The following is a 21,734-nucleotide window of genomic DNA, read 5'->3' on the forward strand; positions in this document are numbered from 1 at the left end:
CGGCGTTTTCTCCGGATCGTGCTCCAGGTTCGCGGGGAAGGGAAGGGCACGTGTCGTCCTTCCCGGATCAGCGCGGGGGGATCTCCTGCGCGTCGAGCGAATGGTGCAGTCGATTGAGTCGATAGTAAAATTTCCCCAATGCCATCAGCGATTCGTGGGTGCCGGATTCGATAATCCGACCCTTTTTGATCACAATGATCCGGTCGGCATGCCGGGCGGTCGAAAGCCGGTGTGCCACGACCACGGCGGTGCGACCCCGCATCAGGTTGGAAAGGGCTTCCTGTATCTTGAGCTCCGTTTCCGAATCGATGTAGGAAGTGGCCTCGTCCAGGAGAATCAGGTCCGGATTTCGCGCCAAAGCCCGGGCGATGGCCACCAGCTGACGCTCTCCGCTCGAGACGGATCCGCCGCCTTCGCTGAACCGTGTGTTCAGCCCTTCCGGGAGTCGGCGGATTAGCGGCATCAGGTTGGCGGCCTCGATCACCCGATCGAAATCCTTTTGGGAGATCCCGGGATCTCCCAAAAGGATATTGTCTCGAATACTTTCCGAAAACAGGAAGGGATCCTGGGGAACGAGCGCCATTTTGGCGCGAAGCGCCGAGGTCGACCATTCCTGAATCGCCTTTCCATTGATCCGGATTTCGCCGGATGTGGGATCATACAATCGAAGGATCAGGTGAATCAAAGACGTTTTACCCGATCCGGTCGGGCCGACAACGGCAAGGGTTTCGCCTTTTTCGATGGAAAGCGTAATCCCTCTCAGGACGGGCTCTCCCTCGATGTAGCTCAACCCGACGTTTTCGAAGGACAGGGATTCGAAGTTCATGGGCGGTTCGAGACGGCGGGGTTCACGGGATTGATCGAGGGTCTCGTGGGTGTTCATGATCAACAGAATCCGTTCAGCGGAAGACATGGCGTTCTGAAGAATGTTGTACTTTTCGGCAAGATCCCGGATCGGCCTGAAAAACATGCGCATATAGCTGATGAAGGCGACGAGTATCCCCAGGCTGATGTCATCGCCGATGACGCCCCTGCCGCCGTAATAGATCACGAGGGCCAGGGAAACGGTGCTGAAGAGCTCGATCAACGGCATGAACACGGCGAAGATATGGATCTGTTTTATGCCCGCCTGATAGAACTCCTGGTTCAATTTTTCGAAATCGCGGGCATTGTTTTCTTCTTCCCCGAACATCTGAATGACGGAGATGCCGGCGATGGTTTCGGAAAAGCGCGCATTGATCTCCGCCGTCTTGATGCGGAGGGTCCGGAATACGGTTCGGGCGATGCGGGAAAAGAAGAAGGCGGCAAAAAAAACAAAAGGGATGACGGCAAAACAGACCAGGGACAGCTGCCAATGAATGGCCAGCATCATGCCGGTGATACCCAGGAGAAGGAAAAGGTCCCTGAAGACAAATACAATGATGGAGGTAAAGAACTCGTGCATGTTCTGGATGTCGTTGGTGGCCCGGGTCACCAGCCGGGCCACGGGCGTTCGGTTGAAAAAGGACAGGGAAAGGCTTTGGATGTGTCGGAAGAGTTGCATTCTCAAATCGTGCATAATGCGCTGGCCGGCGATTTCCATGACGATTACCTGGGAAAAGTTGAGGCCGAATTCGATCAGGGTAAGGATCAAAAACGCCGCGGCCGCCAAGCCGACGCCGGTGAGATCGTTCATGCGGAGAGCCCGGATTTCCGCCTCGGACAGACGCTGGATATCGGAGACGGAGATTTCCGCCGACCGCTCCCGCACCTCGAATTTATCGGGATACCGGGCGACCACGGCGGCTGCCTCGGGTTCGGAGATGTCGAGGGCCAGGCGCCGGTCCGATTCGGTCGGGGAACCGTCCGCTCGAGGCGTGGCTCCGGGATCCTCCTGCCTGGAAACGGGGACGATGTAACGATCCACGGCGACCTTCGTGATATAGGGCATGCCAAGGTTTGTCGCGGTCAGGAGAAGCGCCAGAAAGGCAGCCAGGATGATCGCCTTCACATGGGGACGAATATACGGATAAAGCTCTCGGAACAGATCGGCATCGTATGCTTTTTCCAAGGTGCTTTCCGGGGCATAGCCGCGATCAGACGACATCGTCGACCTCCTGGATCTGTTGAAGCATGTACGTTCTGGCGTAGTATCCGTTTTGGGAAACCAACTCCCGGTGGCTCCCGGATTCGGTGATTCTGCCCTCTTGAAGGGTGATGATGTTGTCGGCGAATTGAACCGCCGAAATGCGATGGGAGGCAATGATCAGGGTTCGGTTTCCGACGAGGGCCCTCAGCGCCCGTAAAATAGCGTCTCCGGTCTCGGCGTCCACCTGACTGATGGGGTCGTCCAGCATCAGAATCGGTCGCTCTCGAAGAAATGCACGAGCCAGGGCCACGCGCTGCTTCTGTCCTCCCGAGAGGATCACCCCTTTTTCGCCCACGATAGTGTTTACTCCCCGGGGGAGCGTTCCAACGGTGTTTTCCAGAGCCGCCGTTCGAAGCGCCTTCAATAGCCTTTCGTCGGATACCGCGGCGCCGAAGGTGATGTTGTCCCGAAGCGTTCCGGCAAACAGAAACGGTTCCTGAGGAACGAAGGCGATCCCGGACCGGACATCCTCAAGCCTGAGATTCCGGATGTCGACACCGTCATATTCAACGCACCCTGCGGAGGTGTCCAGGATACGGGCGAAAAGAGCGATCAGCGTGCTTTTCCCGGCACCCGGCGGGCCGATGATTCCCAGGGTCGTTCCTTTCGGGATAGAAAGGGAGATGTCATCCAGAATCCAGGGGGACGCCTTGTCGTAACGGAATCGAATCCCGTTGCCCCGGATACCCCCGGATAGACCGGCGAAGGGACGGGCGCCGGGTCGGTTTCGGATCTCCGGACGGGTGTCGAGAATCGATCCGATGCGCTCCAGGGATGCCTTTCCCCGTTGAATCAGGTTGATCAGCCATCCGATGGCCATCATGGGCCATGTCAAGAGCCCGAGGTAGCTGATGAAAGCGACGAAATCACCGGGGGTGATCCGGTTGAAGATGGTCTGCCGCCCTCCCAGATAAAGCACCAGCGCGAGGGAGATGTTGGAGAAGAGGAGCATCATCGGGAAAAAGGCGCCGGTGATCCAGATCAATCGCACATTCCTGTCGATGTAATCTTTTGACACGGCCTCGACTGCTCCGGCGGATTCCGTTTCCCGGGTATAGGCCTTGATGATTCGGATGCCGGTGATGTGTTCCCGAATCCGTTCGGTAAGCAGCGCGTAGGTCCCTTGAACGGATTGGTAGGCGAGATGCATCTTTTTGCTGAAGATTCGGGTGCTGATAACGATGAGGGGCATGGGGATGATGGTAAACAAGGTCAGGCGGACATTGATATAGGCCATGAAGCCGATGGTGCTGGCCCCCAGCAGCACTGCATCCATCAGGGCCACCAGCCCCATGCCCACCGCCATCCGGATGTGATGGATGTCGTTGGTGGCATGGGCCATCAGATTGCCGGTCTGGGTTTTGTGAAAATAACCTGCCGAAAGCGTCTGGAGGTGGCGGAACAGACGGTTTCTGAGCCCCCTTTCGATCTCTCTGGAGAGCCCCATCAGAAAGTGACGCCAAAGGAAACGAAACCCGCCGATGATGACGGCGATCACCACAATCCAGAGGGCCTGGGTCATCAGGCCGTCGGGTGTTGCGGAGAGTGTCGCGAGACCGTCCACCGCCGCTTTGATGATTCGGGGAATCACCAACTGAAGGAGGTCCACCGTCATGAGGCAGAGGAGACCGACGGCAATGGAAAATCGTCGGTGGTACAGATAGGGCTTGATGAGGTCAAACGGTGATGATGTCACTGTCACGGCGCTCCGGATTGGCGGTTAAACACCTTATGCGCTCACTATACCTCCCCGAAGGGGCGAAGTAAACCTCGGGCGTATCCCCGGCACGATAATTGGACCATGGGGAATATTGCCGGGCATTTGTCGCATCCATTCATTGACTTTCAACCGATGGATTGGTATGGTTATTGGTTATGGAACCAGGAATAGTTGTTGAATTTATCGATCGTCAGAAGATCAATTGCGCCGTCGTGCTGGAAGCCGACAGACAAAAACTTCGATTGTTGGCTGAAAACAATCGTGAAATCAAAATGTCCGAAGGCCGATTGCTGCACGCGTCGAACCGAAGTCTGGATCTTTCCGGCGGAAGGGACCGGCTCGTCGCAGGGCTGAAAGAGACCGTCCGGCTTCGGGAAGCACTATCCGAGAAGGTCGATATCCAGGAGCTTTGGGAGGTGCTGAATGCGGAGCAGAATTGGATTCCGCTTCACACCATCACCGAACTCTGTTTCCCCGACGGTGCCGACGGTGATCATGAATCGGCGGTGATTCGGGCGTTTTTCAAAAACCGCCTTTACTTCAAATTCAACCAGGAGGGTTTCTACCCCTATTCGGCGGAGCAGTTGGTTCAACTCCGCGCTCAAGCCGCCGAGGCTCTCCGGAAACACCGACTGATCGAAAAAGGCGGAGAATGGCTCAAGCGGATTCTGGAGGGGTCGCTGCCGGATTGCGATCGGATGGAACTCTCGTCGGACGAAAAAGAGTTCATCAAGATTCTGACCTCATATTATTTATATGAGAAAGAAAGTGCCTACGCCGACCTCGGCAAAGCCATAACGGCTAAAGCGGGCATCGGCGATATCGAAAATCTATTTCAGGCTTTCGTCAAGCTCGGCGTCTGGAATTCCGATGAAAACCTGGATCTCTACCGATATGGTATCCATACCGATTTTCCCGAAGCGGTCATGACGCTCACCGCGTCCCTGCTGAAATCCTCTTTTCCCGCCCGAAGCCCGGCCCGACGGGATCTGGGCGACCTCAGGATGATCACCATTGACGGGCAGTCGACGCTTGATTTCGACGATGCGTTGAGCATCGAGGATCACGGGGATCACTATTTTCTCGGCGTTCATATCGCCGATGTGGGGCATTTCGTCGAAACGGACTGCGCTGTCGACCGGGAGGCCGTCATGCGGGGAAGCTCGATCTACATGCCCGACCGAAAGATTCCCATGCTGCCGCCCGAGCTGGCGGAAGGGCATTGCAGCCTGAAGGCCGGAGAGCTGCGGCCCGGCATCAGCACCGTCATCCGCTTGAGTCGAAATGCCGATATAGAAAGTTATGAGGTCTTTCCCAGCCTGATCCGGGTGACGGATCAGCTGACCTATTACGACGTCAATATGATCGCCGAGGAGAACAGGGATATTTCGATTCTGTTTCAGATCGCCAGAAAATTTCGTCAGAGGCGTCTGGCGGACGGTGCGGTTCATATTTCTCTCCCGGAGGTCAACGTATGGATCGACGAGACCGGTGAACTGATCGTCAACAAGACCAACCGGGAGAGCCCGGCCCGGCTGCTCGTATCGGAAATCATGATTATGGCCAACTGGTTGATGGCCGAATTTCTGGCGGAGAGAAAGCTACCGGCCGTATACAGATCACAACCCGATCCCCGGGAGCGGCTTTTCAATGAAAACGGCGGCACGCTTTTTCAGAACTGGATGCAGCGGAAATTTTTGAGCCGATTCATCCTGAGCCCCGAGCCCGAAAGACACTCAGGTCTCGGGTTGAGCGCTTATGTGACCGCGACGTCGCCCATCCGGAAATATTTCGATCTGGTGACCCAACGACAGATCCGATCGGTTTATGGATTGAACCCGGCATACACGACGACCGACATCGAAAAGACGATTCAGGCGCTTGAACAGCCTATGAGCGCCGTAATCCGGATCCAGAACCGACGCAAACGCTATTGGCTTTTGAAGTACCTCGAAAAACGAATCGGTCAGAAGGAGGAAGCCATTGTACTGGCCAGACGAAAAGGCTTCTACCTCGCCCTCATGACGGATTACATGATCGAATGCGCACTCCCCAACACCACGGGTCTCAATCTCAAGCCCGAGGACGTGATTCAGGTCACCATTCAACATGTTGATGCCAGGAAGGATATGCTTTCCGTATACATGGGCTGATCTCCGACAGCCTTAGACATACGGATGCGGTTGATCAAGCCTTCTGTCGCAGGAAAAATGTTTGCTGATGAGGAGGCGTATGTTTTCATCGGCACTTTTCAGAAAACTCTTCATTGCCTTCTGCCTCGCCACGCTGGGACTTTTCCTTCTTCTCTCTGCCGTTTTGATCATGGATGTCGGCGGCGTCGCCGCGTTTCCATGGCAACCGGAACGTTATGTCGTTCGGGCGTCCGCGGTTCTGCTCTTCGGCGTTCTTCTGATGGGGGTTTTGATCCGGTCCATCCTGAAACCCTTGATCAAGACCACCGACCAGGCCCGGCAATTTGTCCGAAACCGCCAACTATCCGAAAAATCCGAAAACCGTTATATCCCGGATGACGGCGAAATTGGGACGTTGGCGGCAGCCGTCTACGGCATGACGGCGGAACTGGCGGAGCAGGAGCGGACCATAGCGGAGCAAGCCGCAGCCCGGGAACGGCTTGTCGAGGAGATCGAGAGCCTGCGCAAAAGAACTCGGGATCTATTCCGGGAAAATGAGAGATTGAAGCGCCGTTTCGAGGTGATCCGTGACAAACAGGACTCTCTCAGGAGGAGCGAAGAGCGGTATCGGACGATGCTCGAGAACATCGAGGAATATTTCTATGAAGCCGATCTATCCGGGAACCTGCTTTTCTTCAACGATGCGCTGCATCGGATGCTCGGCTATGCCAAGGATAAGCTGGTCGGCATGAATTTCCGCGAGTTCATGGATCGCGGTACGGCGGAGAAGGCCTTCAGGATATTCCGCAAAGCATACGAAACCGGCCAGGCCCAGAAAGGCATTGGCTGGCGTCTCCTCCGAAAGGACGGTTCCGCCTGCCATATCGAGATTTCAGTGTCGCTGATCCGAAATCTTGCCGGTGAAATTATCGGATTCAGGGGTGTCGCCCGGAACGTCAGTGAGTTGATCTATCTTGTATATCACGACTCCCTGACCGGACTATATAATCGTAAAGCCTTTTTTGAGCGCATGCGCGAGACTCTGGCCATCGCCAAGCGGGATTGTAAGGAAAAGAATATCTTCTATCTCGACCTGGATGAGTTCAAGCGGGTCAATGACGATTATGGTCACCACATTGGAGACAAGGTGCTCAAAGAGGTTGCGGCGCGCCTGAAAGCGAGTCTCCGGGAAACCGATCATATCTGCCGTATCGGCGGGGACGAATTCGTCGTGATTCTCAACAATCTGAAGGACGAATCCCACCCGGAAGAGGCGGCCCGTCGGGTTCTAAAGGCTTTGTCGCGGCCATACCGTATCGAAGGTCACAATATCGATTTCATTACACCGAGCATCGGTATCAGCACCTATCCCAAGGACTCCGACAATGTCGAATCGTTGATCCGTTGTGCCGACATCGCCATGTTCAAAGCCAAACGAAAGAACGGCGGCGGATGCTACGCATTTTACGACAAAACAATGGAGGCGGATTGGCGTAACTCGGATCTTCATGAGCCGTGAGGCGGCGTCGTTCGCATGAAGGACAGCCGTCAGGAGCGCGCCCAACGCCTGTTTCCGGATTTTGCGTCACCCGTCGAGGCTTCGGCAGCCTTGCACACGAGCTCCAACGCATCGTAGCCTAGAAAACCGTTAACCTCCCGGGAAAGCGCTTCGCCCGCCCGGAGTTGAATGCTTTCGGACATCGCTATGATGGTATCCGACGACTCGGAAGCCACCAGGTGCAGATACGCCGGACAGGATCCCGGATGTTTCGCCAGGATATCCTTCAGTTTCAGCAGACCGTCGCGATCGATCCGGTCTATGTCCAGATTGATGTGAACGCCGGCCGTCCAGGTCTCCTCGGCCAACGCCATCGATACGATCCTGGCGGCGATGATTTTTGCCGTGTTGTCTTCTTTCTGGAGTCTTCCCTCGATCAGGACCGGGGTGTCCGCAACCAGTAATTCCACCGCGGATTCGTAGACCGACGAGAATACGGTGGTTTCGACAGACCCCGACATGTCTTCCGTGGTGACGAAGGCCATCAGGTCTCCCCGCTTGGTCCGGATGGTTTTGACCTCGCTGATAATGCCGCCGATGCGGACCGCCTCGCCGTCGGACCTGTCCTGCAAAGAGAGGGCGTCGGCGGTGGTGAATTTTTCGAGGGTCTTCTGGAACTGCTCGAGGGGATGACCGGTAATGTAGAATCCCAGGGATTCCTTTTCGAGGGTCAGCTGATACTTGCTGTCCCATACCGGAACGTCGGGCATGGGCGGTGCGTTGAAGGCCTGCCGTTCGATGTCGAGGGTGTCGAATAGCCCCATCTGGGGGCTTGCTTTTTCTTTCTGGACGCGCTGGCCGTATTCAAGGGCCTCTTCAAGGGCGCCCATCATCTGGGCCCTATGGGCGCCGGTGGTGTCGAAAGCGCCGCACTGGATGAGGCTCTCGAGCACCCGCTTGTTCACCTTTTTCAGATCGACCCGCTCACAGAACTCGTAAAGGGACGAAAACGTGCCGCCGTCCTTACGGGCTTCCAGGATGGCGTCGATGGCACCCTCTCCGACATTTTTGACGGCCACCAACCCGAACAGAATCTTATCGCCGTCCGCCGTGAAGCTCTTTCCGCTGGTATTGATGTCCGGCTGGAGGACCGGGATGTGGTGCCGGCGGCATTCCGCGATGAACTTGACGACGCTGTCGATGGACCCCATTTCACTGGTGAGAAGCGCGGCCATGAATTCCACGGGAAAATGCGCCTTGAGGTAGGCCGTCTGATAGGCGATCAATGCATAGGCGGCGCTGTGGGATTTATTGAACCCATATCCGCCGAACTTTTCCATCAGGTCAAAAATCTTGGTGACCTGCTCCTCGGGATAGTTGTTTTCGAGGGCGCCTTTGATGAAGCGCTCCCGATGCTGAGCCATGATCTCGGCAATCTTTTTTCCCATGGCCTTCCGGAGTCCGTCCGCTTCGGCCATGGAGTAGTTGGCAAGAGTCCCGGCGATCTTCATCACCTGCTCCTGGTAAAGGATGACGCCGTAGGTCTCCTCGAGAATGGGCGCCAATTCCGGAAGGAGGTATTCGACCTTCTGACGCCCGTGCTTTCGCTCGACAAAATCGTCCACCATCCCGCTGTCGAGGGGGCCGGGGCGATAAAGCGCCACCAGAGCGGTGACATCGTCGAAGCGGGCGGGCTTGAGCCGGGCTAACAGATCTTTCATGCCGGAGCTTTCCAGCTGAAACACGCCGGTGGTGTCTCCCCGGGAAAGGAGCTGATAGGTTTTCTCGTCTTCAAAATCCAGATCAAGCAGATCCGGCGGGGTTTTTCCGTTTTGGGCGATCAATTTGAGGGTGTTGTCGATGACCGTGAGGTTCCGAAGACCCAGAAAATCGAACTTGACCAGGCCGATCTGCTCGACCCGTTTCATGTCGAATTGGGTCACCACCTCGCCCTTTTTTCCCCGATACAGCGGCAGGTAGTCGGCCAACGGCTTATCCCCGATGACCACGCCGGCGGCATGGGTCGACGCGTGGCGGGGGAGTCCTTCCAATATCCTGCAGATCTGGATCAGCTCGGCGATGGCCGGCTGGTTTTCCGCCATTTCGGCCAGACGGGGCTCCTGCTCGAGAGCCTTGTCCAGGCTGATGTTGAGGACATCGGGCACCATCTTGGCAATGGCATCCACCTCCTTCAGCGGAATGTCCAGGGCGCGGCCGACATCCCGGATGACGGCGCGGGTTTTCAGTTTTCCGAAGGTGATGATCTGGGCGACGTATTCCCCCCCGCCGTAACGGTCCACGACGTACTTGAAAACCTGCTCCCGGCCGTTGATGCAAAAGTCCACATCGATATCCGGCATGCTGATCCGAGCCGGATTCAGGAACCGCTCGAAGATCAGGCCGTGCTCGATGGGATCGAGATCGGTGATGCCCATGGCGTATGCCACGATGCTGCCGGCCGCCGATCCTCTTCCCGGCCCCACCGGGATCCCGTTCTCCTTTGCGTAGCGGATAAAATCGGCGACGATAAGAAAGTATCCGGCAAATCCCATCTGTTTGATGATGCCGATCTCGTATTCGAGACGTTCCGTATAGACCTTTTCGTCGATATCCTCGTGTTTTCGTCGGATATGGGTCATCCGCCGGGTAAACCCGCTTCGGACCTCCGCTTCAAATATCTCGTCGGCGGACAGGTTTGACGATGTGTCGAATTTAGGGAAATGGTAGGTTTTGAAGTCGAATTCGATATGGCAGCGATTGGCGATTTCGACGGTGTTTTCGATGGCCCCGGGGAAGTGCCCCAGGGTTTTGGCCATCTCCGCCTGGGACTTGAAATAGAGCTGATCCGTGGCAAACTTGAATCGACCGGCGTCATGGACGGTTTTACCGGTTTGGATGCACAGCAGGACATCGTGGGCCCGGACGTCCTCCTTATCCAGATAGTGGCAGTCGTTGGTGGCGATGATCGGGATGGAGAGCCGTCGGCTCATGTCCAGAATGCCCTGGTTGACGATGTCCTGCTCGGGGATGCCGTTGCTCTGGACCTCGAGAAAGAAATGATTTTCTCCGAAGGTTTCCAGATAGAAGCGGGCGGCCTGGTCAGCCTCCTCTATCCGACCCTTTTTGAGAAGCATCGGGATCTCACCGTGAAGGCATGCGGAGGAGGCGATCAGCCCTTTGCTGTATTCACGGAGAATTTTCCGGTCGATGCGGGGCTTGTAGTAAAATCCCTGCAGTTGGGCAATGGAGGCCAGCTTGCACAGGTTTCGATACCCCTCCTGGTTTTCCGCGATGAGTACCAGATGCCGGGTCCCCTTGCTGTCCAGGGGCGTCTTGTCGGCCAGGTTTCGAGGGGCGACATAGCACTCGCAGCCGATAATGGGCTTGATGCCTGCCTTGACGGCCTTTTCGTAGAATTCCAGTGCACCGAACATGGTGCCGTGGTCGGTCACGGCCACGGTATCCATCCCGTAATCCTTTGCCCGCTGCATCAGTGCGTCGATTCGGATGGCGCCGTCCAGGAGGCTGTACTGGGTATGGAGATGAAGATGGACGAAACGGGGGTGTTGCTGTGTCATGACGGTGTCCGTTGGAAAAGGTTTGCTTTCGGGATTAATCCAGGCGATAGTTGGGCGCTTCCTTTGTAATGATAACGTCGTGGACATGACTTTCCCGCATACCGGCGGCACTGACTTTCATGAAGCGGGCGTTTTGCCGGAGCGATTCGATACTGTCGCAACCGAGGTATCCCATACCCGCCTTGAGGCCGCCGACAAGCTGGAACAGGATCTCCGAGAGCAGGCCGGTGTAGGGTACGCGACCGACAATGCCTTCAGGCACCAGCTTGTCCTCCTCGGCTTCCTCGCCCTGGTAGTATCGATCCTTGCTGCCTTGCCGCATGGCCTCTTCGGAGCCCATACCCCGGTATGCCTTGTAGCTTCGCCCCTGGAAAAAGACCATCTCCCCCGGGCTTTCCTTGGCACCCGCAAGAAGCCCCCCGGCCATGATGACGTGAGCCCCCGCCCCGATGGCCTTGGTGATGTCGCCGGAGAAGCGGATCCCGCCGTCCGCGATGAGCGGAACGCCGGTTTTTTCAGAGACCTCCCTGCAGTTCATGATGGCGGTGATCTGGGGAACGCCGACGCCGGCGACGATGCGGGTGGTGCAGATGGAACCCGGACCGATACCGATCTTGACGCCGTCGACGCCGGCGGAGATGAGGTCCTGAGCGGCCTCCCCGGTACCAACGTTTCCCGCGATCAGCTGGAGTTCCGGGAAGGTGCTTTTGAGGGTCTTGACGGCATCGATGACGTTTTTGCTGTGACCGTGGGAGGTGTCGATGAGAAGAATGTCCGCATCGGCCTTCAGCAGCGCTTCAGCCCGTTCGAGCATGTCCGGACCGACGCCCACGGCCGCTCCGACGCGGAGCCTTCCCCGGTCGTCCTTGCAGGCATTGGGATATTTTTTGATCTTTTCGATATCCTTTATGGTGATCATCCCTTTCAAACGGCCGTTCCTGTCGACCACCAGCAGCTTTTCGATCCGGTGTTTGTGGAGGGTTTTCTTGCACTCCTCCAGGGATATACCCTCGGATACCGTGACGAGGTTTTCGCTGGTCATCACCTCGGATACCTTCTTGCTGAAATCCGTTTCGAATCTCAGATCGCGGTTGGTGAGAATCCCCACCAACTGGTCGCCGCGGGTGACCGGAAGCCCGGATATCCGGTAGCGCTCCATGATTTTGAGCACATCGGCAATCACTTGATCCGGGTGGATGGTCACCGGGTCGATGATCATGCCGCTTTCGGATTTCTTGACTTTGTCGACTTCCCGGGCCTGGCTTTCGATGTCCAGATTGCGGTGAATGAATCCCAGGCCGCCTGCTCTTGCCATGCTGATGGCCATTCGAGATTCGGTCACCGTGTCCATCGCCGCGCTGACAATAGGAATGTTGAGGGAGAGTTTTCGGGTCAGGCGGGTCACGGTTTGGGTGCTTTTGGGCAGTACCGCCGAATATCTGGGGACCAGCAATACGTCGTCAAAGGAGTAAGCTTCCTCCGGGAAACGGTTGGTCATGACATGCCTCCAAGAATGAAAATAAACGTTTTACGCTGATTTTTAAAGGATGACGCCTCCGCAACAAGTCCGATATCCGCGCTGCCAGCATCCCTCGTCTTTACAACGTACGGGTAACTGATTCGTATTTTTCGGGATGTGCAAGCCTTGTTCTCGAGCTTCCTGCGGAACCGTCTGAAAATCGACCTTCGATGAAGGTATCAGAGATAAATTAAACGCAAATGATAACAGAGCGAACAGCCTTTCGCAATCTTTATTTTGTGTCGTCTTGACAGGACCTTGCCGATGAGATTAATATTATATTTTAAGTGTCGGTTTTCGTGATGGTCGAGACTGAAGACTGACAATTGGTGTCCGCCGAAGGCCGAAAAACGAGGCTTATTGTCTGAACAGCGAATGGATGTGGCCCATGCTTATTGAAATAAATCCGGAAAATCCCCAGGAACGTCTGATTAAAAAAGTCGTTGAGGCTCTGGAAAGGGGAGGTGTTATCGCCTATCCCACGGATACCTATTATGGTATCGGGTGCGATATCATGAACAAAAAGGCGATCCAGAAGATCTATCAGATCAAACAGAGAGACAAGCGGCAGCCCTTCAGCTTCATCTGCTCGAATCTCAAAAACATCAGCGACTACGCCAAGGTTTCGAACTACGCCTACAAAACCATGAAACGACTGCTGCCGGGACCCTACACCTTTATTCTGGAAGGTTCCAAACTCGTTCCCAAGATCATGCTGACCAACAGAAAGATGGCGGGCATCCGGGTGCCTGACCATCCTATTCCCGTTGCATTGGTCGAAGGTCTGGGCAACCCCATCATCTCCACCAGCGCGACGACGCCGGAAGGCGATATCTTTTACGATGCATCCCTCATTCACGATCACTTTGGTTCGAGAATCGACATTGTCATCGACGGCGGACCGGTTCCCGGCGTGCCGTCCAGCGTGATTTCGCTGCAAAACGACGAACCCGAGATCCTCCGGGAGGGGTTGGGGGACACTCGCATTTTTGAATGATCGGCGGGATGCCGCCGCCGGAAACGAAAGCGGGCAGTCTGAAGACTGCCCGCTTTTGTATCAAGAATGAAGGCCGATTAATTGGAATTGCGGTCTTCGTTCATCTTTTCCTGAAGATTTTCCCTGAGAATCTCGCCAAAGGTGGACGTGGCCGGCCCCATCTTATTGATGTAGTCGCTCAGGATGGACTGATCATCCTCCATGTCGAGGCGTTTGATCGACAAGCCGATCCGTCGTTCATCACTGTTGATGTTCATCACCTTGGCGGTGATCATGTCGCCGACATTGAACTTGTCGCCCGGATTCTTGATCTTCTCCTTGCTGATTTCCGATACGTGAACCAGGCCTTCTATGCCTTCCTCCAGTTCGACGAAGATGCCGAAGTCGGTGATGTTGGTCACCGTTCCGGTAATCTCCTTACCGACGTCGTAGCGCTCGCCCACCGTCTCCCATGGATCTGTCTGCATCTGTTTGATGCCCAGGGAAAAGCGTTCATTTTCTTTTTCGATGTCAAGAACGACCGCTTGGACGACATCCCCTTTTTTGTAGATTTCCGAGGGATGTTTGATGCGTTTTGTCCATGAAATGTCAGAAATGTGAACCAGCCCGTCAATGCCTTCATCGATGCCGATAAATAGACCGAAATCAGTGATGTTCTTGATTTTGCCTTCGATGGTGGTGCCGACAGGATACTTCTCGCTGATAACATCCCACGGGTTGGGAACGACCTGTTTCATGCCCAGAGAAATTCGGCGGCTTTCGGGCTTGATGTCCAGTACGACGGCGTCGACCTCTTCGCCAACGGATACGACCTTGGAGGGATGGCGCACCTTCCGGGTCCAGGACATTTCGGAGACGTGGATAAGTCCTTCGATACCTTCCTCCAGTTCCACGAAGGCACCGTAGTCGGTCAGGCTGACCACCTTACCGGTGATTCTGGAATTGACCGGATATTTCTGGGCTGCGGTGGACCAGGGATCGGGTGTCAGCTGCTTCATGCCGAGAGATACCCGCTCCTTCTCGAGATCGAGACTCAGAATTTTCACGGTGATCTCGTCACCGACGGAAAAGAGTTCCGAGGGATGTTTGACCCGCCCCCAGGAAATGTCGGTGATGTGCAGAAGGCCGTCCACACCGCCGAGATCCACGAAGACACCGTATTCGGTGATGTTTTTGACGATGCCGCCCATAACCTTGCCTTCCTCGATGGAGGCGAGGGTAGCGGCCCGTGCGGCTTCGCGCTCTTCTTCCAGAATGACGCGTCTGGACAAAACGATATTGCTGCGTTTTCGGTTATATTTAAGGATCTTGAACGTGAAGGACTGACCCACCATCTCATCCAGGTTCCGGATGGGACGCAGGTCGGCCTGGGATCCCGGCAGGAAGGCCTGAACCCCGATATCGACGGAGAAGCCGCCTTTTACGCGGTTGGTGATCACGCCGTCGACGGTTCCGCCGTCGTCGTAAGCCTTCTTGATTTCATCCCAAACCTTGATCTTCTCGGCTTTCTCCTTGGAGAGAACGACAACCTCTTCCTCATCGTCCCACCATTCCACCATGACCTCTACGGCGTCGCCGACCTTGGCCGCGACCTCCCCTTTTTCGTCCTTGAATTCATGGATCGGAATCTGTCCCTCGGATTTATAGCCGATATCGACAAGCACGTAATCTTTGTCTAAGGATATGATTTTACCCGTGACGACCTCACCTTCCTCGAATCGTTTGAAGCTTTCTTCATAGAGATCCATCAAACGTTCCATGCTGGTTTCGTCATCGGACAATTCGTTGAGATTCCCGGATACCTCCAGACCACTTTCAGGCGTGTCGTTTTCCATGTTTTCGACTTCCATGTTTTCGACTACCTCTGAATTTTGGGTTTGGTCGGTTCCATCATTTTTAATTTCGTTTTCCATTTAAAAAAATACCCCCTTGGCCTTATTTTAGTTATGCCTCCCTCAGGAGAACATAAACTCAAACAATATATACCATTATCTCTGTAATGACAACATTTATTTTCAAGAGTCGACGTTTGAAGAGTGGTGCCGTATGTGGGAAATCATCAATTCGACGACCTCGTGGACATCGAGTGCCGTTGAATCGATGACGACGGCGTCTTGGGCGGCTTTCAGGGGGGCGATGGACCGAGTGCTGTCGTTCTCGTCCCGAATTTTCATTTCCTTTTTGACACGCTCGAGGCTCAGAGCCTCTGTTTTGTGCCCCAGTTCAACGAAGCGTCTGGCAGCGCGTGTTTTCAGGTCGGCGACCAGAAAAAATTTGACGTCTGCATCGGGAAAGACGACGGTTCCCATATCCCGGCCTTCGAAAATGACCCCTTTGTCTTTCCCCAGCCGGCGCTGAAGGGTCAGGAGGTATCTTCGAACCACGGGCTTGGCCGAGATGCGGGATGCCGCCATGGCGATTTCGGGGGTGCGGATTTTGTCCGAGATATCGACACCGTTCAGGGAAAGCCGAGGGCCTGCAGGCGTTTTTGTACAGGTCAGCGCGATGGTTTTAAACAGGTTTTCCAGGTTCGTCTCTTCGTCCGGATCAATGCCGGCGTCCCGTGCGGCAAGGGCGATGCCCCGGTAGAGCGCGCCGGTGTCGACATAGGTATAGGAAAGGCGCTTGGCGAGGGCCCGGCTCACGGTTGTCTTTCCGGCGCCGGCGGGCCCGTCGATGGTGATCAAAAGAGATCGCACGACATCACCTCCGCTGGATTGTGAGAGGATCGCAAGGGGGCGACCCCCTTTTCAGTGCCGTTATCTCGATGCGGCCGCTCTGCCGCGGTCCATGGCTTCCATGTTCAGCGGTATAAACTTGCTTTTACCGGCGAACTCCGCCTTGACGCACTCCCTGAGACGCTCGAAGTCGACGACCTTGCTCCGACTGACGAAGGCGGAGAGGGCTACGATGTTTGCGGCTTTTATGCTGCCGAGCTCCTTGGCGATATCCGTCGCGGGCACGATCAGTTCATCGACGTCCGTGCGGTTGGATCGAATGGGAATCAGGGAACTGTTGACAAGGATAACCCCGTTGGGTTTGACCGTCGGTGCGAACTTTTCCAGAGACGGACGGTTCATTGCGATCAGATGCATGGGGTTTTTGATGATCGGAGAGCCGATGGGACGGTCGCTGATGACCACGGTACAGTAGGCCGTGCCGCCCCGCATTTCAGGGCCGTAGGACGGAATCCAGACCACCTCGTATCCTTCCTCCATGGCGGCATGGGCCAGTATTTTCCCAATCATCAGGATTCCCTGGCCCCCGAAACCGGCAAACATCACTTCGCTTTGCATATTATCTCCTGAGTTCATCAATGGTTATCGTCTGCTGTTTCGGACGGCTCTGGTGTCTTGTAGTCACCCAGTTTGTAGTAGGGGAGGAGGACGTCTTCGGCCCATTTCAAGGCTTCGACCGGTGTCATTCCCCAGTTGGTGGGGCATGTGCTCACAAGCTCGACGAGGCTGAAGCAGCGATTTTCCAACTGATAGCCAAAGGCCCGGCGAATCGCCTTTTTGGCCCGGTTGACGTATTTGGGTCCGATGACCGTCTGTCGGGAGATGTAGGCCGGCGTCTGAAGGGATGCCAGCAGCTCCGCGACCTTGATGGGCATCCCTGTCTCGCGGGGATCCCTTCCCAGCGGGCTTGTAGTCGTCCGCTGGCCCGGCATGGTCGTCGGGGCCATCTGGCCGCCGGTCATCCCGTAGACCGCATTGTTGACGAAGATGGTCGTGAATTTCTCGCCGCGATTGGCGGCATGGATGATTTCACCCATGCCGATGCTTGCCAGATCGCCGTCCCCCTGGTAAGTGAACACCATGAGATCCGGTCGGACCCGCTTGATTCCGGTGGCCATGGCCGGAGCGCGTCCGTGGGCCGCTTCCTGGAAATCACAGGCAAAATAGTTGTAGGCCAATACGGCACAACCCACTGGAGCGATACCCACCGTCCGTTTTCGAATTCCCAACTCATCGATGACCTCGGCCACCAGCCGGTGTATGATGCCGTGGGTGCAGCCGGGACAATAATGGGTGTGGTTTTCCGTGAGCGCTTCGGGTTTTTTAAAAGTCTTTCCCATTACAAATGCTCCTTTACGACATCCATGATTTCTTCGGGCGTGGGTACTTCTCCCCCGCATTTTCCGTACCATTTGACCGGCCGCCTTCCCTTGACGCATCGGTCGACGTCTTCCACCATCTGTCCCATGCTCATCTCGATGGAGAGTACCATACCACAGCTTTCACGGGACGCCGCGTCGAGAATCTCCTTTTCGGGAAACGGGAAGAGCGTCTTGGGGCGAATCATTCCCACCTCGATACCCTGCGCCTTGAGGTTGTCGATGGCCGTCCTGCAGACGCGGCTCATGGTGCCGTAGCTCACGATCAAAAGGCCGTAATCGCCTTCGGTGTTGTAGGCCTCGTAGCGGACCTCTTCGCAGCGCATCCGATCGTATTTGGATTTGAGCAACAGATTGTGGTCGTTGAGAGCCTTCGGATCGAGATAGAGGGATTTGACGAGGTTGCTTTTATCACTGTTGCGGGTGCTCATGCCGTTTGTGGCCCATGCATCCTTGTTGGATGGCTTTGTCGCCAGATGTTCCGGGAATTCAACCGGTTCCATCATCTGGCCGATAAGTCCGTCCCCCAGAATCATGACGGGGTTACGGTATTTTTCAGCCAGGGGAAACGCCTCCATCACCATTTCGACCGCTTCCTGGACGCTGGCCGGGGCCATGACGAGCATTCGGTAGTCACCGTGACCGCCGCCCTTGACGGCCTGGAAATAATCTCCCTGAGACGGCAGAATGCCGCCCAATCCCGGCCCGCCGCGGATGATATTGACGAAAACCACGGGGCACTGAGCGCCGGCGATGTAACTGATGGCTTCGCTCATCAGACTGATGCCCGGGCTGGACGAAGTCGTGAAAACCCTTTCACCGCAGCCGGATGCACCGAAGAGCATGTAACCGACAGCGACTTCGCTCTCTCCTTGAAGAAAAACCCCGCCGACTTCGGGCATTCGCTTGGAGAGATATTCGGCGACCTCCGACTGGGGCGTAATGGGATATGCGAAATAATTCAAGCACCCGGCCCGGATGGCGGCCTCTCCGATGGCTTCGTTTCCTTTCATGAGTACTTTACTCATATCTTCCTCCATTATTCTTTAGATTCGGCCGCTTCCGCCGTTTCGCTGATGGTAATGGCCACGTCGGGGCACATGGTGCAGCAGATGGCACAAAAGATGCAGTCCTCGGGACGTGCCTGGTAGGCAGGGAAATAGCCCTTTGAATTTACCTTGTCCGAAATTTCCAGGACGTTTTTGGGACAGAATTTTACGCACAATCCGCAGCCTTTGCAGCGATCTGCGTCGATTTCGTGACGATATGACATACCTCAAGACTCCTGTTTGCTGGATTAGGGGGACTCAAACCGCAGCGCACGCGCTGCAGCTATATTTTTAAACGGCCGGATCCTATCGTGGCGGCTGTCTTCCAGGGGGGAACAAGTTGCCTTAAAATGGGGAGAACTGGACAAGAAAAGCGGCTTAAATCAAGTTCGGGAATCAACGATTCCCGAGCGGTAATGAATTCCAGGGGGAGTCGGCTTTCCGTTGCATAGGTGTTCACGAAATCGTATCCATCGTAAATATCCTGAACAACGGTATCGTCAATGAGGTTGGCGTTGCCGATGATACCGTTGACGTTGAGTTTCGATGCGATTTCAATTTCTTTTTTGATTTTAAGACATCCCTCCAGTGTATGGGTAAACGGTCTGAAAGGATTGACCACCTGAAGCATCCGGATATTTTTCCCCCGCAACGGATCCGCCAATGCCGCGAGAACCGTCGCGCCGGCGTCGTCTCCACCTGCATCCAGAATGACAAGTTGGCCGGGGGCCTGGATCATTCCGGCAATGGCCGGCGTCAGGATGGGGAGATCCGCGTGAAAATATTCCGACGGTGGGAGGACAACATCGATGCCCAGGTCGTTAAGGGCGGTCTTGGCCTCACGCGTTCGAAAATAGGGATTGACAAGATCGAGATCTCCGATACGGACGTGACGACCGGACTGCCGTTGGTTGACGGCGAGATTGACGGCGACTTCGGTTTTTCCGCTGCCGTAGTTCCCGACGATGATGACGATGCCGCTGAGATGGATATTCAAATGCTTCACATTACGATTGGTATTGTTTCAGATGATGTCTTCAGCAAGATCTGCGCTCGGGCGCTGATCCATGCGCTGAAAAGACAGGACCACGCATGGGATGAACTCAGCGTGGTCGAACAATGTACTTGTATTTTATGGTATTGTCAAATAGATAATTCATTGAGGACCCATAAGCGTGTTTGAAAGATACCGGCCGTCCGACATCGGCGGAACATCACCAATCCATATGGCGATTTTGTCAAAGAAAGGAGAAATATGCTACGTACAGGTCTCGAGTGCTTTCTGGAATGCCCGCCGAGGTGGCTTGCCGGCGCTAGAATGGGGTTGCTCTGCAATCCCGCCTCCGTCGACGGTAAACTCCGGCACGCCCGACTATTGATCGACCGTCGGTTTCCAGGAAACCTGAAAGCCCTCTATTCGCCTCAGCACGGATTTTTCGCTGAAAAACAAGATAATATGATCGAGTCGGATCATATGATCGATCCGATGTTGAACATTCCCGTATTCAGCCTTTATGGTGAAACGCGAATTCCCACGGCCGGGATGTTGGACCCCATCGACGTTCTCCTGATCGATCTTCAGGATGTCGGCACCCGCGTTTATACCTTCATCTATACCATGTCCTACTGCATGGAGACGGCTGCGCGGCTGGGAAAGCGGGTGGTCGTGCTCGATCGACCCAACCCCGTGGGGGGTATGGCCGTCGAGGGGAACATCCTGTCTCCCGAATATGCATCCTTTGTCGGACGTTACCCCATCCCCATGCGCCATGGGCTGACCATCGGTGAAACGGCGCGCCTGTTCAACGAACATTTCGGGATTGGTTGCGATTTGACGGTCATTCCCATGGAAGGGTGGGAGCGTTGGATGCTCTACCGCGATACCGGGCTTCCCTGGGTGGCGCCTTCCCCGAACTTGCCGACACCCGAATCTGCGCTCGTCTATCCGGGTCAGGTTGTGTGGGAAGGAACCCATGTATCGGAAGGCCGGGGCACCACCCAGCCTTTCGAGTTGTTCGGCGCACCGTATTTCGATACGGAGCGGCTTTTCGATGTTCTGGGCGGCGCGCATCCCCCCGGAGCAGTGCTTCGACCCTGTCGGTTCGAGCCGACTGCCAGCAAATGGTCGGGCCGGGTGTGTCGCGGATTTCAGATTCACGTAACCGAACCCACTGCATACCGGCCTTACGATACAACCCTCAGGCTGCTTAGCGCCGTTTTGGCATGCCATGGGGACGACTTCGAATGGAAACCGCCGCCTTACGAGTATGAACATGAGCGTATGCCCATCGATCTCATCCTGGGAGATGGGAGGCTCCGACGCCGGATTGAACAGCAGGTCCCGACGGCGGATCTATCGCGGGAGTGGCAGGCGGATCTGACCGGTTATGTCGGCCTCAGCCGGGAAGTTCACCTTTACACCTGAAAACGAGGGTGCATACCGGATCAGCCCTATGCGGGAGAGCCAAAAAAAGCCCTCGGTGAATACTGCTCCGAGGGCTTGATCTAAATCATGATTATTTTTTGGGGGGAATTTATGCTTTTTTAAGGGATTCGATCTCTTTTTTCAGATCGTTGATTTCCTGTTTGTATTTTTCCGGATCGTCAACGTCGCCTTCCTTGACGTCTTCTTTTTCTTTTTTCCAGGAATCCTTCAGTTCGTCAAAACCGAGGTACAGGGCCAACCCACCGCCCAACAGAAGCATAATCGGGATGGAGCCGGCAAGAAGCTGAAGGAAAGCCGGAAACCAAACCGCGAGGCCAATGATACCCAAGACTGCAGCGACCGCTCCACCAATCAACGTTTTCATAAAAAATCATCCTCCTTACTTAGATAGAATTGAGTTCGACAATACGTATACTCATTTACCTATTCAGCACTTATTGGGACACGGGGTGGACCCTGCCTAAATTTCCAGATTTGCAGAGGATACCCATCGGATCCGGGAGGGCCCAAATTGGCCAAATGATTTAAACGTTTCCGAAATATCACAACG

16 protein-coding genes are annotated in these 21,734 nt (G+C 55.2%); 4 read left to right on the plus strand and 12 right to left on the minus strand.

Annotation, left to right across the window (positions count from 1 at the left end):
- Positions 1–67: 67 nt before the first annotated feature.
- Positions 68–2,086 (minus strand): ABC transporter ATP-binding protein, encoded by a 2,019-nt coding sequence (locus AB7S84_RS04095; protein ID WP_428153039.1) that lies wholly within the window; start codon positions 2,084–2,086, stop codon positions 68–70.
- Positions 2,076–3,824, minus strand: coding sequence for an ABC transporter ATP-binding protein (locus tag AB7S84_RS04100; RefSeq protein WP_428153041.1), 1,749 nt, complete (start codon positions 3,822–3,824; stop codon positions 2,076–2,078). The genes AB7S84_RS04095 and AB7S84_RS04100 overlap by 11 nt, the downstream gene beginning before the upstream one ends.
- A 179-nt stretch (positions 3,825–4,003) precedes the next feature.
- Between AB7S84_RS04100 and AB7S84_RS04105 the strand changes: the two genes are divergently transcribed.
- Positions 4,004–6,001 (plus strand): ribonuclease catalytic domain-containing protein, encoded by a 1,998-nt coding sequence (locus tag AB7S84_RS04105; RefSeq protein ID WP_020875787.1) that lies wholly within the window; start codon positions 4,004–4,006, stop codon positions 5,999–6,001.
- 79 nt (positions 6,002–6,080) lie between these two features.
- The gene (locus AB7S84_RS04110; protein WP_428153044.1) at positions 6,081–7,499 is read left to right on the plus strand and encodes a diguanylate cyclase domain-containing protein; all 1,419 of its coding nucleotides are present in this window, start codon (positions 6,081–6,083) and stop codon (positions 7,497–7,499) included.
- A 29-nt stretch (positions 7,500–7,528) separates the two neighbouring features.
- On the opposite strand, the gene dnaE is transcribed toward AB7S84_RS04110, so the two are convergent.
- Positions 7,529–11,056 (minus strand): DNA polymerase III subunit alpha, encoded by a 3,528-nt coding sequence (dnaE, locus tag AB7S84_RS04115; RefSeq protein ID WP_428153047.1) that lies wholly within the window; start codon positions 11,054–11,056, stop codon positions 7,529–7,531.
- Between the two features lie 34 nt (positions 11,057–11,090).
- Positions 11,091–12,554, minus strand: a complete 1,464-nt coding sequence (gene guaB / locus AB7S84_RS04120; RefSeq protein WP_020875790.1) for an IMP dehydrogenase — start codon at positions 12,552–12,554, stop codon at positions 11,091–11,093.
- 409 nt (positions 12,555–12,963) lie between these two features.
- Between guaB and AB7S84_RS04125 the strand changes: the two genes are divergently transcribed.
- Positions 12,964–13,572, plus strand: coding sequence for an L-threonylcarbamoyladenylate synthase (locus AB7S84_RS04125; protein ID WP_020875791.1), 609 nt, complete (start codon positions 12,964–12,966; stop codon positions 13,570–13,572).
- A gap of 77 nt (positions 13,573–13,649) precedes the next feature.
- Here the strand turns inward: AB7S84_RS04125 and AB7S84_RS04130 are convergent, their stop codons facing one another.
- The 7 genes from AB7S84_RS04130 to AB7S84_RS04160 form a co-directional block, all read right to left on the minus strand.
- Positions 13,650–15,422 (minus strand): 30S ribosomal protein S1, encoded by a 1,773-nt coding sequence (locus AB7S84_RS04130; protein WP_144016576.1) that lies wholly within the window; start codon positions 15,420–15,422, stop codon positions 13,650–13,652.
- A 165-nt stretch (positions 15,423–15,587) separates the two neighbouring features.
- A complete protein-coding gene (cmk, locus tag AB7S84_RS04135; protein WP_428153051.1) occupies positions 15,588–16,271 on the minus strand; it encodes a (d)CMP kinase in 684 nt (227 codons plus the stop codon).
- Between the two features lie 60 nt (positions 16,272–16,331).
- Entirely contained in the window at positions 16,332–16,868 is a 537-nt protein-coding gene (locus AB7S84_RS04140; RefSeq protein WP_020875794.1) for a 2-oxoacid:acceptor oxidoreductase family protein, read from the minus strand.
- Positions 16,869–16,885: 17 nt separating this feature from the next.
- Positions 16,886–17,650 (minus strand): thiamine pyrophosphate-dependent enzyme, encoded by a 765-nt coding sequence (locus tag AB7S84_RS04145; RefSeq protein ID WP_020875795.1) that lies wholly within the window; start codon positions 17,648–17,650, stop codon positions 16,886–16,888.
- On the minus strand, positions 17,650–18,717 hold the full coding sequence (gene vorB / locus AB7S84_RS04150) for a 3-methyl-2-oxobutanoate dehydrogenase subunit VorB (protein ID WP_020875796.1): 1,068 nt from the start codon (positions 18,715–18,717) through the stop codon (positions 17,650–17,652). The genes AB7S84_RS04145 and vorB overlap by 1 nt, the downstream gene beginning before the upstream one ends.
- Positions 18,718–18,728: 11 nt before the next feature.
- The gene (locus tag AB7S84_RS04155; protein ID WP_020875797.1) at positions 18,729–18,962 is read right to left on the minus strand and encodes a 4Fe-4S dicluster domain-containing protein; all 234 of its coding nucleotides are present in this window, start codon (positions 18,960–18,962) and stop codon (positions 18,729–18,731) included.
- Positions 18,963–19,021: 59 nt separating this feature from the next.
- Entirely contained in the window at positions 19,022–19,744 is a 723-nt protein-coding gene (locus tag AB7S84_RS04160) for a hypothetical protein (RefSeq protein WP_020875798.1), read from the minus strand.
- Positions 19,745–19,993: 249 nt separating this feature from the next.
- On the opposite strand from AB7S84_RS04160, the gene AB7S84_RS04165 reads away from it, so the two are divergent.
- The gene (locus AB7S84_RS04165; protein ID WP_428153055.1) at positions 19,994–21,163 is read left to right on the plus strand and encodes an exo-beta-N-acetylmuramidase NamZ family protein; all 1,170 of its coding nucleotides are present in this window, start codon (positions 19,994–19,996) and stop codon (positions 21,161–21,163) included.
- Between the two features lie 109 nt (positions 21,164–21,272).
- Here the strand turns inward: AB7S84_RS04165 and AB7S84_RS04170 are convergent, their stop codons facing one another.
- Positions 21,273–21,548 carry a hypothetical protein gene (locus tag AB7S84_RS04170; protein WP_020875800.1) on the minus strand — a complete coding sequence of 92 codons (276 nt, stop codon included), beginning with the start codon at positions 21,546–21,548 and terminating at the stop codon, positions 21,273–21,275.
- Between the last annotated feature and the right edge of the window lie 186 nt (positions 21,549–21,734).

The organism is Desulfococcus sp. (genome assembly GCF_050178255.1).
Lineage (GTDB): Bacteria > Desulfobacterota > Desulfobacteria > Desulfobacterales > Desulfococcaceae > Desulfococcus > Desulfococcus multivorans.

What these genes read in the sequence shown, in the direction of transcription:
- AB7S84_RS04095 (WP_428153039.1), bottom strand. Translation starts at nt 2,086, where the DNA reads ATGTCGTCTGATCGCGGCTATGCCCCGGAAAGCACCTTGGAAAAAGCA.
- AB7S84_RS04105 (WP_020875787.1), top strand. Translation starts at nt 4,004, where the DNA reads ATGGAACCAGGAATAGTTGTTGAATTTATCGATCGTCAGAAGATCAAT.
- AB7S84_RS04110 (WP_428153044.1), top strand. Translation starts at nt 6,081, where the DNA reads ATGTTTTCATCGGCACTTTTCAGAAAACTCTTCATTGCCTTCTGCCTC.
- dnaE (WP_428153047.1), bottom strand. Translation starts at nt 11,056, where the DNA reads ATGACACAGCAACACCCCCGTTTCGTCCATCTTCATCTCCATACCCAG.
- guaB (WP_020875790.1), bottom strand. Translation starts at nt 12,554, where the DNA reads ATGACCAACCGTTTCCCGGAGGAAGCTTACTCCTTTGACGACGTATTG.
- AB7S84_RS04125 (WP_020875791.1), top strand. Translation starts at nt 12,964, where the DNA reads ATGCTTATTGAAATAAATCCGGAAAATCCCCAGGAACGTCTGATTAAA.
- AB7S84_RS04130 (WP_144016576.1), bottom strand. Translation starts at nt 15,422, where the DNA reads ATGGAAGTCGAAAACATGGAAAACGACACGCCTGAAAGTGGTCTGGAG.
- AB7S84_RS04140 (WP_020875794.1), bottom strand. Translation starts at nt 16,868, where the DNA reads ATGCAAAGCGAAGTGATGTTTGCCGGTTTCGGGGGCCAGGGAATCCTG.
- AB7S84_RS04145 (WP_020875795.1), bottom strand. Translation starts at nt 17,650, where the DNA reads ATGGGAAAGACTTTTAAAAAACCCGAAGCGCTCACGGAAAACCACACC.
- vorB (WP_020875796.1), bottom strand. Translation starts at nt 18,717, where the DNA reads ATGAGTAAAGTACTCATGAAAGGAAACGAAGCCATCGGAGAGGCCGCC.
- AB7S84_RS04155 (WP_020875797.1), bottom strand. Translation starts at nt 18,962, where the DNA reads ATGTCATATCGTCACGAAATCGACGCAGATCGCTGCAAAGGCTGCGGA.
- AB7S84_RS04165 (WP_428153055.1), top strand. Translation starts at nt 19,994, where the DNA reads ATGCTACGTACAGGTCTCGAGTGCTTTCTGGAATGCCCGCCGAGGTGG.
- AB7S84_RS04170 (WP_020875800.1), bottom strand. Translation starts at nt 21,548, where the DNA reads ATGAAAACGTTGATTGGTGGAGCGGTCGCTGCAGTCTTGGGTATCATT.